The organism is Sphingopyxis sp. NJF-3, from assembly GCF_053514865.1.
In genome coordinates this window covers 870,544-884,580 of record NZ_CM130726.1, presented here as the reverse complement: position 1 = coordinate 884,580, position 14,037 = coordinate 870,544, and the positions used below count along the sequence as shown (strand labels likewise).

Here is a 14,037-nt window from a genome sequence, read left to right as displayed (position 1 = left end):
GTCTTAGCGCCCTCCCCCGGCTTCGGCGGCGGCGCCACGCTTCAGCGCGGCGAGGGTAGAGTCGGAGAGGAGCTGATCCTCGATCATCCGAAGCTGCTCGTGGCGGCGGCTCGGCGCCATCCGCGGCGCCGTGTCGGAGCGGATGCCGGCGCTTGTGTCGGCCTGCGCGAGCTGGATCGGCCTCGACGAGGCGGGTTTGGGCGCGGCGGGCTTCGACGCCGCGGGCTTCGGTGCGGGCTTGTCCGCAGCGGCGGCGGCCGGCGCCGCCGGCTCGGCGGCGGGCGTTCCGACCGGGCTGACCATCGCCATCAGCACAGGCGCCACGTCATTGGCGCCGCGCGCGCGGGGCAGGCGGTCGAGCGAGGCGAGCTGACGCTCGCTGGTCAGATACTGGTCGGCGGTCGGCGCCGAATAGCCGAAGCTCTCGGCGTTCCACTGTTCGAGCTGGCGCATCGAGGCGCGCACCGCGAGTTCGGATTCGAGGTAGCGGATATTATCGCGCGCGCCGGCGATCTGCTTGTTGATCTGCGCGAGCTCGCTGCGCGTCGCCGCCACCTTGAGCGACACGGGATAGAGCATCATCGCGAAGACCAGAACGAGAAGCACCAGGCCGATTCCCTGGAGCTTGCGAGCCGCCATCAACATGACATCGCCTCCTTTGCCGTCTTGCCGCCCGACCAGGCGGGCGCCGCGGTACGGACCGCGCTGCGCAGCGTCGCCGAGCGGGCGCGCGGGTTGCGCGCCTCCTCGGCCTTGCCCGGGCGCTCCTTGCGCGCCGGGGTGTCGAAAGTTGCGGCCCGCGCCGGAGGGGCGAGCGCGGGCCGGTGGCGCGACGCGCGGACATCGCCACCGCTGCGTTCGCGCAGGAAGGTCTTCACGATGCGATCCTCGGTGCTGTGGAAACTGACCACCGCGAGGCGGCCGCCGGGGCGCAGCAGCCGTTCCGCCGCGTCAAGGCCAGCCTTCAGCTCGTCGAGCTCGCCGTTGATGTGGATGCGGATCGCCTGAAAGCTCTTCGTCGCCGGGTCCTTGGGCGCGCCGGGGGGGTGGCGCAGCGCCTTGCGGATCACCGCCGCGAGCTCGCCGGTGCGCGACAGCGGCCGCGCGGCGACGATCGCGCGCGCGACGCGGCGCGACTGGCGCTCGTCGCCATAATGATAGAGGACGTCGGCGATCTCCTCTTCGCCGGCGCGGTTGAGCCAGTCGGCGGCGCTTTCGCCCTCCTGCGCCATGCGCATGTCGAGCGGACCGTCCTTCTGGAAGGAAAAGCCGCGTTCGTCGCGATCGAGCTGCATCGACGATACGCCGATGTCGAAGACGATGCCGTCGACCGCGTCGATACCGCGTTCGCCGAGCAGCCGGTCGATCTCGCCGAAGCGGCCGCGGACCAGCGTGAGCTTGCCGCCCGCTTCCTCGACCAGCGCCTGACCCTCGGCGATCGCATCGGGGTCGCGGTCGCAGGCGACGACGTCGGCGCCCGCTGCGAGCATCGCGCGGGTGTAGCCGCCGGCGCCGAAGGTCGCGTCGACGTGGCGCTCGCCGGGAACGATGGCGAGCGCGGCGATGACCTCGTCGCGAAGCACGGGATCATGGCGGGGGTCGCGGGGAAGCTCGCTCATTTGCGGCCCTTCCCCTTGGTCTCGGCCCAATTGCCGGCGAGGCGCCGGAGCACCGGATCAGCCTCGGCGCAGTCGGCGAGCGTCGGCAGCCACCAGATTTCGAAGCGGCGGCCCGAGCCGACGAAGGCGGTCGCGCCGGCGTCGCCGACGCGGTCGCGCGCGGTGAAATTGGGGAGGAAGCGCCCGCTGTCGTCGAGCGCATAGGCCTCGGTATAGCTGAAGCGCTGCTTGAACGCCTCATCCTCGTCGAAGTCGAGATTGCGCGCGAGCGCGGCGGCGCGGTCGCGCTCGATCTCGTCGGAGAGGCGGTCGTACTGGTCCTGGCCATAGGCGACCAGACAGGGCAGCTTCTCATGGAAACCGACCCAAAGCACGCGCTGACCGTCCGCATTGAGGGGCACATTGTTGCGGAACTGCGAGGGGACGGCGATGCGTCCCTTGCCATCGATCGCGGCGAAGTTGGTGCCCGAGTATCGGCCGGGCGTCACAATCGCCATCGCTGTCGCCCCCGTTCTCGCGCCACCGGACAATACTTTCCTGACGCCGGAATCACGGGATTCCGAAGCGAAAGACTCAGGCGGAGATTGCCCCTCTCCGATTCCTGCCTATCAACTATGGATCGGGGTGAAAAGGGGAAATTTAGGGTAGATTAGGGAATCTAGCCCCTATTCACCGCAAAAACGCATCGAAATGGGGGGCATACAGGGCCGGTCATCCCCGCGCGCGCCGTGCGAGGAGGTGCAAATCGGGGTGGAATGGGGCGAGGCGGACGCTGCTATTGGGGCATCAACGGGACCGTCATTGCGAGCGGAGCGGAGCAATCTCCAGCTATCGGCACGGCGGGACGATAGCTGGAGACTGCTTGGTCGCCGGCGGCTCCTCGCAATGACGCGGGGAGGTCAGCCCAAAGTCATCATGGCTGGCGCGCGCGGATCCAGAGCGGGTGCAGCAGCGCCCTTTCCGCGCCAGCCCCGCGCAGCCGCGCGTCGAGCCATTCCATCGTGTCGGCGCGGCGCAGATGGTCGGCGCCCGGCACCGCCGGCCGCCACAGCGGCGCGAAGAGCAGGTCGGCGTCGCCGACCAGCCACGCCTCGCCCGCGCCGATCCTGCACTGCGCGACGCGGCCGCCGGCGAAGGCGGCGCAGGTCGGGGGAAGCCGCTCGAAGCGCCCGGCGCTGAACAGCCGGAGCCGCGCGCCACCGACGTCATAGGCCCGCGCCGCCGTCTCGCCGACCGGCGCGGCGCCGAGCGTGATGCCCCAATGGTCGAGCAGCGGCGTGAGCAGGCTGGTCACCGGCGGATTGCGCGGATCGCCGAGCGGTCGCTCGACCGGCCAGCCCGACAGCGCGTCGGCAAGGATCACCGCCCGGCCGCCGCCGCGCACGAAAGCGTCGACCGCAATGAGGTCGCGCGGCGCGAGCGCGCGCGGATGCGCGAGGAGCAAGGTGCCGCCGGGCGGCGGAACATGGTCGGCGAGGCTATCGACAAGCCGCATCGGCCCCGCCGCCTCGATCCGCGCAAGCGCCGGATCCTCCTGCGCGCCCGCGGCGATCATCGCGGTCAGATCATCCCCGGACCAGCGCAGCGGGAGGCCGGTGAGCATCGTGACGACGGGCGCGTCGGTCGATGGCGCGGGCGCGCGATAGAGGCGCGCGAGCAGGGCATGCCCCGCGACGAACCAGGCGGCGAGTACGACCGCCGCGACCGCGACACGCAGCGCACGCGCCCAGGTCCGCCGCTGAACGAGCGCGTCGGACAGCCAGCCGGCCGCGGCGCCGACGACCAGCACAAGCGCGATCTGCCCCCACCCCGCGCGGCCCGCCAGCAGCCAGGCGAACAACCCCTGCCCCACGGCAACGGCGAGCAGTGTTGCGAGGATCGCGCGCTGCCGCGCCGCGCGCGGCTCGCCCCGCTGCCACCAGCCGAGCGCGAGCATGGGCAAGAGAAGCAGCGGCAGCGCCAGCGCCGGATCGACGCGGCCGAGCGGGCGCTGGCCGCCGGCGAACCACGCCAGCAGGAGAAGCAGCGCCGCGATGCCGAGCGGACGCAGGCGTGCGATCACCTTTTGGCTTGATTGGCTTGGCGCGCGCGCTGCAATTCGGGGTCGGGCTGCAGATCGGGAACGGTCGGCACCGTCTGCGGCACCTTCACCGCCACCGCCTCATTCTCGTCCTTCGACACCGGCTGCACGCCGAGTTCCTCGAGTGGTGTGCTCGGGGTCTTGGAGGGATCGCCGGGCATCTTGACCTCGGTTGCCGCCGGCGCTTCGGCCGCGGCTTTCTCGCGCGCCCGCTCGCCAATCAGTCCGGCGAGGCCGACGAGCAGCAGCACGGTCAGCAGTCCCGCGACGCCGATCTGCAACCGCCGCATCGTATCGTGCGCGGGAGTCGCCGCAGCGGCGGTGGCCATCGCGGGTGCTTCGATCAAGCCGTCGGTCCGTTTCACGCCAGTTCCTCCGCCAGCCCTTTGCTCGCCAGCCATTCGGGATTGTAAAGCGTCGAGAGATAGCGAAACCCGCTGTCGCACAGGATGGTTGCAATGCGCTTGCCCGGGCCGATCCGGCGCGCAAGCGCCATCGCGCCCGCGACGTTGATCCCCGACGACAGGCCGAGGCACAGCCCCTCTTCGTCCAGCAGCCGACGCACGACCGCCAGCCCCTCGGCGTCGGAGATGCGGAACTGGGTGTCGATCGGCGCGCCTTCGAGGTTGGCGGTGATGCGGTTCTGGCCGATCCCCTCGGCGACGCTCGACCCTTCGGGCTTCAGTTCGCCGCACTGGTAATAATTATAAAGGCCCGCGCCGTGCGGGTCGGTCAGCGCGATGGTGATCCTTTCGTCCTTCGCCTTCAGGCCCAGCCCGGTTCCCGCGATCGTCCCGCCGGTCCCCGCGGCGCAGGTGAAGCCGTCGATCCGGCCGTCCATCTGTTCCCAGATTTCCTCGGCGGTGCCGAAGATGTGCGATTTGCGGTTGGCGATATTGTCGAACTGGTTGGCCCAGATCGCATTGTCGGTTTCCTCGGCGATGCGGCGCGAGGTGTGGACGAAATGGCCGGGGTTGGCGAAGGGCGCGGGCGGCACGAGAACGAGTTCGGCCCCCAATGCGCGGATCGTCGCCATTTTCTCGGCACTCTGATTGTCGGGCATGACGATGATCGTCTTGTAGCCGAGCGCGTTGCCGACGAGCGCGAGGCCGATGCCGGTGTTGCCCGCCGTCCCCTCGACGATCGTGCCGCCGGGCCGCAGGCTGCCGCTCGCCTCCGCATCGCGGACGATGTAGAGGGCGGCGCGATCCTTCACCGATCCGCCGGGGTTGGCATATTCGCACTTGCCCCAGATTTCGCAGCCGGTCGCTTCGCTCGGCCCCCTGAGCAGCACCAGCGGCGTGTTGCCGATCAGCTCCAGGCTGTTTTCCGCAATGATCATGCCCCCCGATCTAAGACGGCGCACGGGGCACCGCAAGACAGCTTCGCTTGCCCCCACCCAGACCTGTCTTTGTCGACCAACGGGGCACCAGCGCCGACCAACGCCCGCCCCGGCCCCGGCGCGAGGCTTGCTTTTGTAACAGTATATCATTACTGCGCCCCGCACAGCCCGACCCCAAGCAACAGGAACTTCTCCCGCATGCGCCTTCTCCCCTCCGCCTCGCTGACCCTTGCCCTGATGCTGTCCGCTCCCGCCTTCGCGCAGGACGGTGCGAACGACGACGACGTCCACACCGGCGACGCGATCGTCGTCACGGCGCCCTACGTCCGCAGCCTCGATATCCTCGGCAATGTGTCGGTGGTGGAAGGAGACGAACTGGCGCGCGACATCCGCGGCCAGATCGGCGACACGCTCACCCGGCAACCGGGTGTGTCGGCGACCAGCTTTTCCCCCGGCGCGTCGCGCCCCGTCCTTCGCGGTTTTTCGGGCGAGCGCGTGAAGATCCTGACCGACGGCATCGGATCGATCGATGCCTCCAACACCTCGGCCGACCATGCGGTGACGATCGACCCGCTGACCGTCGAGCGCGTCGAAATCCTGCGCGGCCCCGCCGTGCTGCTGTTCGGCAGCCAGGCGATCGGCGGCGCGGTCAACCTGTTCGACCGCCGCATCCCGCGCAAGGTCCCAGCCGACCATGTCCATGTCGACGCGATCGGCGGCTATGCGACCGCGGCGAACGACCGCAATATCGGCAGCTCGATCGACGTCGCGCTGAGCCCGCAGATCGTCGCGCACGTCGACGGCAGCTGGCGCAAGACCGGCGATACGCGCAGCGGCGGCTTCGTCTACGCTCCCGACATTCGCGGCGACCTGCTCCACCTTGCCGAACATGAAGTCGAAGAGGGGCACCTCGACGAAGCGGCCGAACTCACCGCGCAGGCCGGCAAGCGCGGCAAGATCGACAACACGCAGAGCGAGACCTGGACCGCCGGGGGCGGGCTGTCGCTGATCAACGACGGCGGTCAGCTCGGTATTTCGATCGGCTATTTCGACACCAACTACGGCGTGCCCAATCGCCCCGACACCGCGCATGAGCATGGCGGCGAGGACGAAGAGGGCGGCCACGACCATGGCGAGGGGCCCGTCACCATCGGCATGAAGCAATGGCGCGCCGACCTGCGCGGCGAGGTCGAGCTGGGCGACGGTTTCTTCGACAAGCTGCGCATCCGTGCCGGCTTTGCCGATTACAAGCATACCGAGTTCGAGGGCGAAGAGGTCGGCACCATCTTCACCAACCAGGGCGTCGAAAGTCGAATCGAGCTGGCCCAGAACGACCGCGGCGGCTGGCGCGGGGCGAGCGGCGTGCAGTACAGCCATCGCGACTTCGACGCGGTCGGTGAAGAGGCGTTCGTGCCGCGCAACCTGACCGACCAGTTCGCGCTTTTCACGCTGCAGGAATATACGGCGGGGCCGCTCGGGCTCGAAGCTGCGGCGCGCTACGAAAAGACCAGCGTTCGCGCGCAGACGCTGGGCTTCGATCGCGATTTCGACAGCTTCTCGGGCGCGCTCGGCGTGACCTATGATATTTTCGAGGGCGCGAAATTCGGCATTTCGGCCTCGCGCGCGGTTCGCGCGCCGTCGGCCGAGGAGTTGCTCTCCAACGGCCCGCACATCGCGACGCAGAGCTTCGAGGTCGGCGATCCGAACCTCAAGCGCGAATCGAACTGGGGCGCCGAAGCGTCCTTCAAGCTCAAGTCCGACGCGTTCAACCTCAGCCTCACCGGCTATTCGAACTGGTTCGACAATTTCATCTATTCGGCGGCGACCGGCGCCGAGGAGGACGAACTGCCCGTCTTCCAATATTTCCAGCGCGACGCGCGCGTCTACGGCTTCGAGGCCGAGGCGAGCGCGCGGCTGGCGCAGATCGGCGGCTTCAACATCGTCGGCGACGTGACCGCCGACATGACGCGCGCGAAGATCAAGGGCGCGGGGCTCGATCGCAACGTGCCGCGGATTCCCCCGCTGCGCGTGCTGGGCGGTCTCGAGGCGCAGAGCGAACGGCTCGACGCGCGCGTCGAGATCGAATGGACCGACGACCAGGCCCGCGTCGCGCAGTTCGAAACTCCGACCGACGGCTTCACGCTCGTCAACGCCTCGCTCAGCTGGCGGCCGCTCCCCGACGCGCGGCACCTGACCTTGAGCCTGTCGGCGAACAATATCTTCGACGTCGAGGCACGCCGCCATGCCAGCTTCACCAAGGATTATGTGCCGCTGGCGGGACGCGATTTCCGCCTGACGGCCCGGGCGAGCTTCTGACCCCTCTCTCCGCTCGTCCCGAGGGCCGGATCCGGTTCGACCGGGTCCGGCCCGTTCGCGTTCAGGACAGCATGGCCATCCCGCCGTTCACATGGATGGTCTGGCCGGTGACATAGCCGGCCTCCTTCGACGCGAGATAGACGACCGCGGCGGCGATATCGCTGCCCTCGCCCATCCGGCCCGCGGGAATACGCTGGTTCAGCGCTTCCTTCTGCGCGGCGGGCAGGTCGTCGGTCATCGCGGTGGCGATGAAGCCCGGCGCGACGCAGTTCACGGTGACGCCCCGGCTCGCAAGCTCCTGCGCCAGTGCCTTGGTCATGCCGGTGACGCCCGCTTTCGACGCGGCATAATTGGCCTGCCCCGGGTTGCCCGTCGCGCCGACGACGCTGGTGATCGAGACAATGCGCCCGAAACGCGCCTTCATCATCGGCTTGGCGGCGGCGCGCGCGAGGCGGAAATTCGCCTCGAGGTTGATGCGGATGACGTCGGACCACTCCTCGTCCTTCATCCGCAGGATCAGATTGTCGCGCGTCACGCCGGCATTGTTGACGAGGATATCGAGCTGCCCCAGCGCCTCGACTGCCGAGGGCACCAGCGCATCGACCGCGGCGGCATCACCCAGATTGCAGGGCAGTGCGACATGGTCGCCGCCGAGGCTGTCGCGAAATGCACCCAGCTTCTCGGCGTTGGAGCCCGACACCGCGAGCCGCGCGCCCTGCGCCGCGAGCGCCTGCGCGATGGCCGAGCCGATGCCCCCCGAAGCGCCGGTGACGAGGGCGGTCATGCCGGTGAGATCGAACATATCATTCTCCTGAAATCTGGAATTTAAAGCGCCTTCAGCAGCGCCTCGATGTCGTCCATCGACAGCAGGCTGACCGTCTCGACCTCGCCCGACGCGCTGCGCTTGACCATCGGGGAGAGCACTTTGCCGCCGAGTTCGACGAAGCGGTCGACGCCGATATCCTCCATCGTGCCGACGCTCTCGCGCCAGCGGACGCGGCCGGTGACTTGGGCGACGAGCAGGTCGCAGATCGCGTCGGCGTCGCTGACCGGGCTCGCCGTCACGTTCGCGACCACCGGCACCAGCGGCGCGGCGGGCGGGTTGGCGCCGAGCGCCTCGGCCATCGCGTCGGCGGCGGGCTGCATCAGCGGGCAGTGGAAGGGGGCGGAAACCGGAAGCAGCACGCCGCGCTTGATTCCCCAAGATTGTCCGGCGTCCTTGACCAGCGCGACCGCGCGCTCGACCGCGCCTTTGTGGCCCGAGATCACGACCTGCGACGGGTCGTTGTCGTTGGCGACGGTGCAGACCTCGCCCTCGGCCGCCGCGTCGGCGAGTTTCTGTGCGGTGTCGATATCGGCGCCGAGCAGCGCCGCCATCGCGCCGACGCCGACGGGCACCGCCGCCTGCATCGCTTGCCCGCGCGTCTTCAGAAGGCGCGCTGTGGTCGCGAGGTCGAAGGCCCCGGCAGCGCAGAGCGCGCTATATTCGCCGAGGCTGTGGCCCGCGACATAATCGGCCGCGGCGGCGAGCGTCACGCCGCCCTCCTTCTCGAGCACGCGCAGGGTCGCGATCGCGTTCGCCATGATCGCGGGCTGGGCATTTTCGGTGAGGGTGAGCTGATCCTCGGGGCCTTCGCTCATCAGCTGGAACAGTTTTTGGCCGAGCGCCTCGTCGACCTCCTGAAACACTTCGCGAGCCGCCGGCGACGCGTCGGCGAGCGCCTTGCCCATGCCGACCGCTTGGCTGCCCTGACCCGGAAATATGAATGCGCGCATATTGCGTCCCCTGCCTGTTCTCTGTCAGGCCCGCGCCTATTCGCTCACCCGGCGCGATGCAAGCCGAAGGGCACCACCTTGTTCGCCGCGTCGTGGCCGATATCGGCGCGGCCGAGCCAGGCGATGCCGGTGCGTGCGCACCAGCCGCGTGCGATCTCCTCGGCCTCCATGCCGAAGGGCCTGTCGTTCTCGGGAATATCGCTGACGCGGCCGAGGCGGATACCGGCAAGCCCGCGCGGCGCCAGCGCGGTCGCGACATGGAAGAAGGCGCGATCGAAGGCATAGAGATATTCGCTCACCTCCTCGACCAGCAGCACATGCCCCGCCAGGTCAGGTTCGAGCGGGGTGCCGAGCAGCATCGACAGCGTCATCAGGTTGAACGCGGCATGGCGCGCGCCATGTTCCAGCCCCGCCTCGCACGCCGCCGGATCGCGCGCGACGAGCCAGTCGAGCGCGCGCAGCACCGCGGCATCGCCGCCGTCGCGACGGATATCGGCGACCATCGGCCCGTGCGCGACATGGTCGAAGCCTTCGCGATAGAGGCAGGCGAGCAGATTGCCCTGATCCGAATAGCCGAGGAACGCCTTGCCACGCGCCGCAGGGGTCATCGCCGCGACCGCATCCTCGGCGATCCGGCACGCCCCATAGCCGCCGCGCGCGAACCAGACCGCGTCGATGTCGGGGCGGTTCGCCATCTCGACGAGCGCGGCGAAGCGATGCCCGTCCTCGCCGGCGAAATGGCCGTGCACCGCGAAACATTGTTCATCGAAGACGAGCTCTACGCCCGGATAACCGAGCGCCGCGATCGCGCGCACGGCTTCGGCGTCGTCGGGGAGGATGGGGGTGGAGGGGGCAACGATTCCGATGCGCATTTTATTTCTTCCAAGCCGTTCCCAGCTCTTGATCGAACCACATTTCTGCGTCGTAGCTCACGCCGGTTGTCGTCCGAAAATCTAGGTAGTTTGGATATTCCGACCGTACCCAGGCATAAAAAGCACAGAAACTCAGTTCATCATTTGACTGGCCCGCTCGTTCAGGAAGCTTCTTCCACAAGCTTACCATGTGCCTGATGCCTCTTTCTGCCTCGGCCTTTTTCATTGTCGCCGCACCATCCTTGCCAAGCCTACGCCAAGGCCATAACGCCGCGCGATGGCCGAAAACAAATCCTATTTCTTCTGCGGCATTGGCGGGTCGGGCATGTTGCCGCTGGCGATGATCGTCGCGGCGCGCGGAAGCGCCGTTTCGGGCTCCGACCGCAGCCGCGACCAGGGGCGATCGACGGACAAGTTCGGCTGGATCGCAAGCCGCGGCATCGCGCTGTTCCCGCAGGACGGCAGCGGCGTCGCGGCGGGCCAGACGCTCGTCGCATCCGCCGCGGTCGAGGACAGCGTGCCCGACGTCGCGGCGGCGAACGCGCTCGGCCTGCCGCGCCTGACCCGCGCCGACCTCAACGCCGCGCTGTTCAACGATGCCGAACGGGCGATCGGCGTCGGCGGCACGAGCGGCAAGTCGACCGTCACCGGCATGATCGGCTGGATTCTCGAAAGCGCGGGCCGCAAGCCGACCGTGATGAACGGCGCGGTGATGCGCAATTTCGCGGGCGCCGACACGCCCTTCGCGAGCGCGCTGGTCGGCGACGCCGCCACCTATGTCAGCGAGGTCGACGAGAGCGACGGCTCGATCGCGCTCTATCGCCCCGACGTCGCGGTGGTCACCAACATCAGCCTCGACCACAAGAGCCTGGCCGAACTGCACGGGCTGTTCGGCGATTTCGCCGCGAAGGCGCGCGTTGCCGTGATCAACGCCGACGACGCGGAATCCGCGCCCTTACTTGCGGGTGGCAATGTCCTGCGCTTCGGCTTTTCGGAGGCCGCGGCGGTTCGGGGCAGCGACTTCGAGGCGCTGGCCGACGGGTGCCGCTTCGCAGTCCATTTCGCCGGCGACCGGCATGATGTCCGGCTGCGGATGCCCGGCCGGCACAATGCCGCCAACGCCCTCGCCGCCATCGCGGCGGCGCGCGCGGTCAACATCCCGGTCGCCCAATCGGTCGCCGCGCTCGCCGATTTCGCCGGACTCGCGCGCCGCTACGAAGTGTTGGGCCAGGCGAGCGGCGTCACCGTCATCGACGATTTCGCGCACAACCCCGACAAGGTCGCCGCGACGCTCGCCGCCGTCGCCGAACTGCCGGGCCGCGCCCTGCTCTTCTTCCAGCCCCACGGCTATGGCCCGCTCCGCCAGATGGGCAAGGAACTCGCCGCGAGCTTCGCCAAGGGGATGCGCGACGGCGACAAGCTCTATGTCAGCGATCCCGTCTATTTCGGCGGCACCGTCGACCGCAGCACCGGCAGCGAGGCGCTGGTCGCCGACATCGTCGGCGGTGGCGGCGACGCGGTGCATCTGACGACCCGCGCCGAATGCGGCGCGGCGATGCTCGACGCGGCAAAGCCGGGCGACCGCATCCTGATCCTCGGCGCGCGCGACGACACGCTGACCGAGTTCGGGCGGGAGTTGTTGGAAAAACTGGCCGCCCGCGCTTGATTTTCACGCCCGAATCTGTATAGGCGCCCGCATTCGGGGCGAGGCCTTGTGCCTGTCGCCCCGTTTGCTTTGCACCAATAGGCAAAGCCGGACGACAGCCGGAGGGGTTTCGCGATTGGCGCGAAATCAGCGATCGGCCAAATCGAAGGACGCAAACCATGCCGTTTTACGAGCATGTCTTTATCGCGCGTCAGGACCTGAGCCAGGCTCAGGTCGATGCGCTGGCGGAAACCGTCACCAACGTCATCGGCGAATATAAGGGCCAGGTCCACAAGACCGAGACCTGGGGCCTCAAGCAGCTCGCCTACAAGATCCAGAAGAACCGCAAGGGTCATTATGTGATGCTGTCGGCCGAAGTGTCGGGCGAAGCGATCGCGGAGATCGAGCGTCAGGCTGCGATCAACGAAGACATCATCCGCTGGCTCACCATCAAGGTCGACGAACTCGAAAAGGGTCCGTCGGTGATGATGCGCAAGCAGGAACGCCGCGGCGGCCGTGGCCGTGACCGCGACGGCGAAGAATAAGGAACAGCACAATGGCACGACCCTTTTTCCGCCGCCGCAAGACCTGCCCCTTCAGCACGAAGGATGCACCGGTCATCGATTACAAGGACGTCCGCCTGCTCCAGGGTTACCTGTCGGAGCGCGGCAAGATCGTCCCGTCGCGGATCACCGCGGTGTCCACCAAGAAGCAGCGCGAGCTGGCGAAGGCGATCAAGCGCGCCCGCCACATCGGCCTGCTGCCCTACATCGTGAAGTAAGGAGAGCAGCGTCATGGAAATCATCCTGCTCGAACGTATCGAGAAGCTGGGCGGTATCGGCGACGTCGTCACCGTCAAGAACGGCTTTGCCCGCAACTTCCTGTTGCCCAACAACAAGGCGCTGCGCGCGAACGAAGCCAACCGCAAGCTGTTCGAAGCGAACCGCTCGAAGATCGAGGCCGACAACGCCGAACGCCGCACCGATGCCGAAGGCCGCGCCAAGGACATCGACGGCAAGCAGATCGTCCTGATCCGTCAGGCGTCGAACACCGGCCAGCTCTATGGTTCGGTCTCGGTGCGCGACATCGTCGACGCGCTGGCCGAGGACGGCGTCGAAGGCGTGACCAAGGCGATGGTCGAGCTCGAACGCCCGATCAAGTCGCTCGGTCTCGTCGACGTCAAGGTGAAGCTGCATCCCGAAGTCGCGGTGACCGTCGGTGTCAACGTCGCGCGCTCGCCCGACGAAGCGGAGATGCAGAGCCAGGGCATCGACGTCATCGCCGCCATGTTCGAGGAAGAACAGGCCGAGGCGGTCGCTTCGGCGCTCGAACCCGACAGCGAGGACGAGTTCGAAGACGCGACCCCGCCGTCGGACGTTACCGCCGAGGAAGCTCCTGCGGCCGACACCCCCGCTGCGGACGAGAGCGAAGGCGAAGAGGCTTAAGCCCCTTCCTTCTCTCGCACGAGACAGAAAAGGCTCCGGAACCCATCGTTCCGGAGCCTTTTTCTTTGCTTGGGTGCCCGATGCGGATGTCGGCTTTGGGGTGGGAAGCGGACGATCCTCCCCCAACGGGGGAGGATCGGCAAATCCCGGCCGAAACCGACCGATCAATAGCCCATCAGGCTCAGCACTTCCTTGCGGCTGCGCTCGTCCTCGAGGAAGCAGCCGAGGAGGCGGCTGGTGACCATGCCGACGCCCGGCGTGCGGACGCCGCGGCCGGTCATGCAGCCGTGCTGTGCGTCGATGACGACCGCCACGCCCTGCGGGTGCAGATTTTCCCAGATGCATTGCGCGACCTCGGCGGTCAGCCGCTCCTGCACCTGCAGCCGCCGCGCGAAGCCGTTGAGGACGCGGGCGAGCTTGGAAATGCCGACGACGCGGTCTTTCGGCAGATAGGCGATCGACGCCTTGCCGGTGATCGGCGCCATATGATGTTCGCAATGCGACTGGAACGGAATATCGCGCAGCAGGACGATCTCGTCATAGCCGCCGACTTCCTGAAAGGTGCGCGACAGGTGGACCGAGGGGTCCTCGCCATAGCCCTGACAATATTCCTTCCACGCGCGCGCGACGCGCTTCGGCGTATCGAGCAGTCCCTCGCGCCCCGGATCGTCGCCGGCCCATTCGATCAGCGTCCGGACCGCCTGTGCGACATGATCCGGGACGACGACCTTGCCGTCGGGTCCGAGTTCGACATCCTGCGTCATTGCCCCGCTTTCACTGTTGCTATCATGTCGCACATGTCGGGCCAATCGGCGCGTTGCGCAAGGGCCGGGCGACAAGAATTTCGACCCTTCGGCCAAGTTTACGTTGCGGAATCGGGACCTTTTTATCCCTTGGAGTCGCGCGATATTCTTGTGCTTTGCTCTTATGAACAAGTGACTT

Annotated in this window: 16 protein-coding genes; 5 read left to right on the top strand and 11 right to left on the bottom strand. The window is 67.8% G+C overall.

Annotated features, from left to right (window positions below):
- Window positions 1–3: 3 nt before the first annotated feature.
- The 6 genes from ACOTSS_RS04190 to ACOTSS_RS04165 all read right to left on the bottom strand — a co-directional run bounded on the left by ACOTSS_RS04190 (window position 4) and on the right by ACOTSS_RS04165 (window position 5,041).
- Complete coding sequence (locus ACOTSS_RS04190) at window positions 4–645, bottom strand: hypothetical protein (protein ID WP_448690276.1); 642 nt, start codon at window positions 643–645, stop codon at window positions 4–6.
- The gene (gene rsmH / locus ACOTSS_RS04185) at window positions 639–1,619 is read right to left on the bottom strand and encodes a 16S rRNA (cytosine(1402)-N(4))-methyltransferase RsmH (protein WP_448690275.1); all 981 of its coding nucleotides are present in this window, start codon (window positions 1,617–1,619) and stop codon (window positions 639–641) included. The genes ACOTSS_RS04190 and rsmH overlap by 7 nt, the downstream gene beginning before the upstream one ends.
- Window positions 1,616–2,116, bottom strand: a complete 501-nt coding sequence (locus ACOTSS_RS04180; protein ID WP_095386450.1) for a division/cell wall cluster transcriptional repressor MraZ — start codon at window positions 2,114–2,116, stop codon at window positions 1,616–1,618. Before ACOTSS_RS04180 ends, rsmH begins: the two co-directional genes overlap by 4 nt.
- A gap of 416 nt (window positions 2,117–2,532) precedes the next feature.
- Window positions 2,533–3,681, bottom strand: coding sequence for a Gldg family protein (locus ACOTSS_RS04175; protein ID WP_448690274.1), 1,149 nt, complete (start codon window positions 3,679–3,681; stop codon window positions 2,533–2,535).
- Entirely contained in the window at window positions 3,678–4,064 is a 387-nt protein-coding gene (locus ACOTSS_RS04170; protein ID WP_448690273.1) for a hypothetical protein, read from the bottom strand. Before ACOTSS_RS04170 ends, ACOTSS_RS04175 begins: the two co-directional genes overlap by 4 nt.
- Window positions 4,061–5,041, bottom strand: a complete 981-nt coding sequence (locus tag ACOTSS_RS04165; RefSeq protein ID WP_448690272.1) for a cysteine synthase A — start codon at window positions 5,039–5,041, stop codon at window positions 4,061–4,063. Before ACOTSS_RS04165 ends, ACOTSS_RS04170 begins: the two co-directional genes overlap by 4 nt.
- 198 nt (window positions 5,042–5,239) lie before the next feature.
- Here ACOTSS_RS04165 and ACOTSS_RS04160 point away from each other — a divergent pair, with 198 nt between their 5' ends.
- Window positions 5,240–7,357, top strand: a complete 2,118-nt coding sequence (locus ACOTSS_RS04160; protein ID WP_448690271.1) for a TonB-dependent receptor — start codon at window positions 5,240–5,242, stop codon at window positions 7,355–7,357.
- Between the two features lie 61 nt (window positions 7,358–7,418).
- On the opposite strand, the gene fabG is transcribed toward ACOTSS_RS04160, so the two are convergent.
- Genes fabG through ACOTSS_RS04140 form a run of 4 tightly spaced genes read right to left on the bottom strand, consistent with a single transcriptional unit; the run spans window position 7,419 to window position 10,231 of the window.
- Complete coding sequence (fabG, locus tag ACOTSS_RS04155) at window positions 7,419–8,159, bottom strand: 3-oxoacyl-[acyl-carrier-protein] reductase (RefSeq protein ID WP_448690270.1); 741 nt, start codon at window positions 8,157–8,159, stop codon at window positions 7,419–7,421.
- 23 nt (window positions 8,160–8,182) lie between these two features.
- Window positions 8,183–9,133 (bottom strand): ACP S-malonyltransferase, encoded by a 951-nt coding sequence (gene fabD / locus ACOTSS_RS04150; protein WP_448690269.1) that lies wholly within the window; start codon window positions 9,131–9,133, stop codon window positions 8,183–8,185.
- 44 nt (window positions 9,134–9,177) lie between these two features.
- Window positions 9,178–10,005, bottom strand: coding sequence for an LD-carboxypeptidase (locus ACOTSS_RS04145; RefSeq protein WP_448690268.1), 828 nt, complete (start codon window positions 10,003–10,005; stop codon window positions 9,178–9,180).
- Window position 10,006: 1 nt separating this feature from the next.
- Window positions 10,007–10,231, bottom strand: a complete 225-nt coding sequence (locus tag ACOTSS_RS04140; protein WP_448690267.1) for a hypothetical protein — start codon at window positions 10,229–10,231, stop codon at window positions 10,007–10,009.
- Between the two features lie 51 nt (window positions 10,232–10,282).
- Here ACOTSS_RS04140 and ACOTSS_RS04135 point away from each other — a divergent pair, with 51 nt between their 5' ends.
- The 4 genes from ACOTSS_RS04135 to rplI all read left to right on the top strand — a co-directional run bounded on the left by ACOTSS_RS04135 (window position 10,283) and on the right by rplI (window position 13,095).
- Window positions 10,283–11,671 (top strand): Mur ligase family protein, encoded by a 1,389-nt coding sequence (locus ACOTSS_RS04135; RefSeq protein WP_448690266.1) that lies wholly within the window; start codon window positions 10,283–10,285, stop codon window positions 11,669–11,671.
- Window positions 11,672–11,829: 158 nt separating this feature from the next.
- On the top strand, window positions 11,830–12,195 hold the full coding sequence (gene rpsF / locus ACOTSS_RS04130) for a 30S ribosomal protein S6 (protein ID WP_095386440.1): 366 nt from the start codon (window positions 11,830–11,832) through the stop codon (window positions 12,193–12,195).
- Between the two features lie 11 nt (window positions 12,196–12,206).
- Window positions 12,207–12,431: a 30S ribosomal protein S18 gene (gene rpsR, locus ACOTSS_RS04125; protein ID WP_448690265.1), complete on the top strand. Its 225-nt coding sequence runs from the start codon at window positions 12,207–12,209 to the stop codon at window positions 12,429–12,431.
- 13 nt (window positions 12,432–12,444) lie between these two features.
- Window positions 12,445–13,095 carry a 50S ribosomal protein L9 gene (gene rplI / locus ACOTSS_RS04120; RefSeq protein WP_448690264.1) on the top strand — a complete coding sequence of 217 codons (651 nt, stop codon included), beginning with the start codon at window positions 12,445–12,447 and terminating at the stop codon, window positions 13,093–13,095.
- A 164-nt stretch (window positions 13,096–13,259) separates the two neighbouring features.
- Here rplI and folE read toward each other — a convergent pair whose 3' ends face one another.
- Window positions 13,260–13,859 (bottom strand): GTP cyclohydrolase I FolE, encoded by a 600-nt coding sequence (gene folE, locus ACOTSS_RS04115; protein WP_448690263.1) that lies wholly within the window; start codon window positions 13,857–13,859, stop codon window positions 13,260–13,262.
- Between the last annotated feature and the right edge of the window lie 178 nt (window positions 13,860–14,037).

What these genes read in the sequence shown, in the direction of transcription:
- ACOTSS_RS04190 (WP_448690276.1), bottom strand. Translation starts at nt 645, where the DNA reads ATGTTGATGGCGGCTCGCAAGCTCCAGGGAATCGGCCTGGTGCTTCTC.
- rsmH (WP_448690275.1), bottom strand. Translation starts at nt 1,619, where the DNA reads ATGAGCGAGCTTCCCCGCGACCCCCGCCATGATCCCGTGCTTCGCGAC.
- ACOTSS_RS04180 (WP_095386450.1), bottom strand. Translation starts at nt 2,116, where the DNA reads ATGGCGATTGTGACGCCCGGCCGATACTCGGGCACCAACTTCGCCGCG.
- ACOTSS_RS04165 (WP_448690272.1), bottom strand. Translation starts at nt 5,041, where the DNA reads ATGATCATTGCGGAAAACAGCCTGGAGCTGATCGGCAACACGCCGCTG.
- ACOTSS_RS04160 (WP_448690271.1), top strand. Translation starts at nt 5,240, where the DNA reads ATGCGCCTTCTCCCCTCCGCCTCGCTGACCCTTGCCCTGATGCTGTCC.
- fabG (WP_448690270.1), bottom strand. Translation starts at nt 8,159, where the DNA reads ATGTTCGATCTCACCGGCATGACCGCCCTCGTCACCGGCGCTTCGGGG.
- fabD (WP_448690269.1), bottom strand. Translation starts at nt 9,133, where the DNA reads ATGCGCGCATTCATATTTCCGGGTCAGGGCAGCCAAGCGGTCGGCATG.
- ACOTSS_RS04145 (WP_448690268.1), bottom strand. Translation starts at nt 10,005, where the DNA reads ATGCGCATCGGAATCGTTGCCCCCTCCACCCCCATCCTCCCCGACGAC.
- ACOTSS_RS04140 (WP_448690267.1), bottom strand. Translation starts at nt 10,231, where the DNA reads ATGAAAAAGGCCGAGGCAGAAAGAGGCATCAGGCACATGGTAAGCTTG.
- ACOTSS_RS04135 (WP_448690266.1), top strand. Translation starts at nt 10,283, where the DNA reads ATGGCCGAAAACAAATCCTATTTCTTCTGCGGCATTGGCGGGTCGGGC.
- rpsF (WP_095386440.1), top strand. Translation starts at nt 11,830, where the DNA reads ATGCCGTTTTACGAGCATGTCTTTATCGCGCGTCAGGACCTGAGCCAG.
- rpsR (WP_448690265.1), top strand. Translation starts at nt 12,207, where the DNA reads ATGGCACGACCCTTTTTCCGCCGCCGCAAGACCTGCCCCTTCAGCACG.
- rplI (WP_448690264.1), top strand. Translation starts at nt 12,445, where the DNA reads ATGGAAATCATCCTGCTCGAACGTATCGAGAAGCTGGGCGGTATCGGC.
- folE (WP_448690263.1), bottom strand. Translation starts at nt 13,859, where the DNA reads ATGACGCAGGATGTCGAACTCGGACCCGACGGCAAGGTCGTCGTCCCG.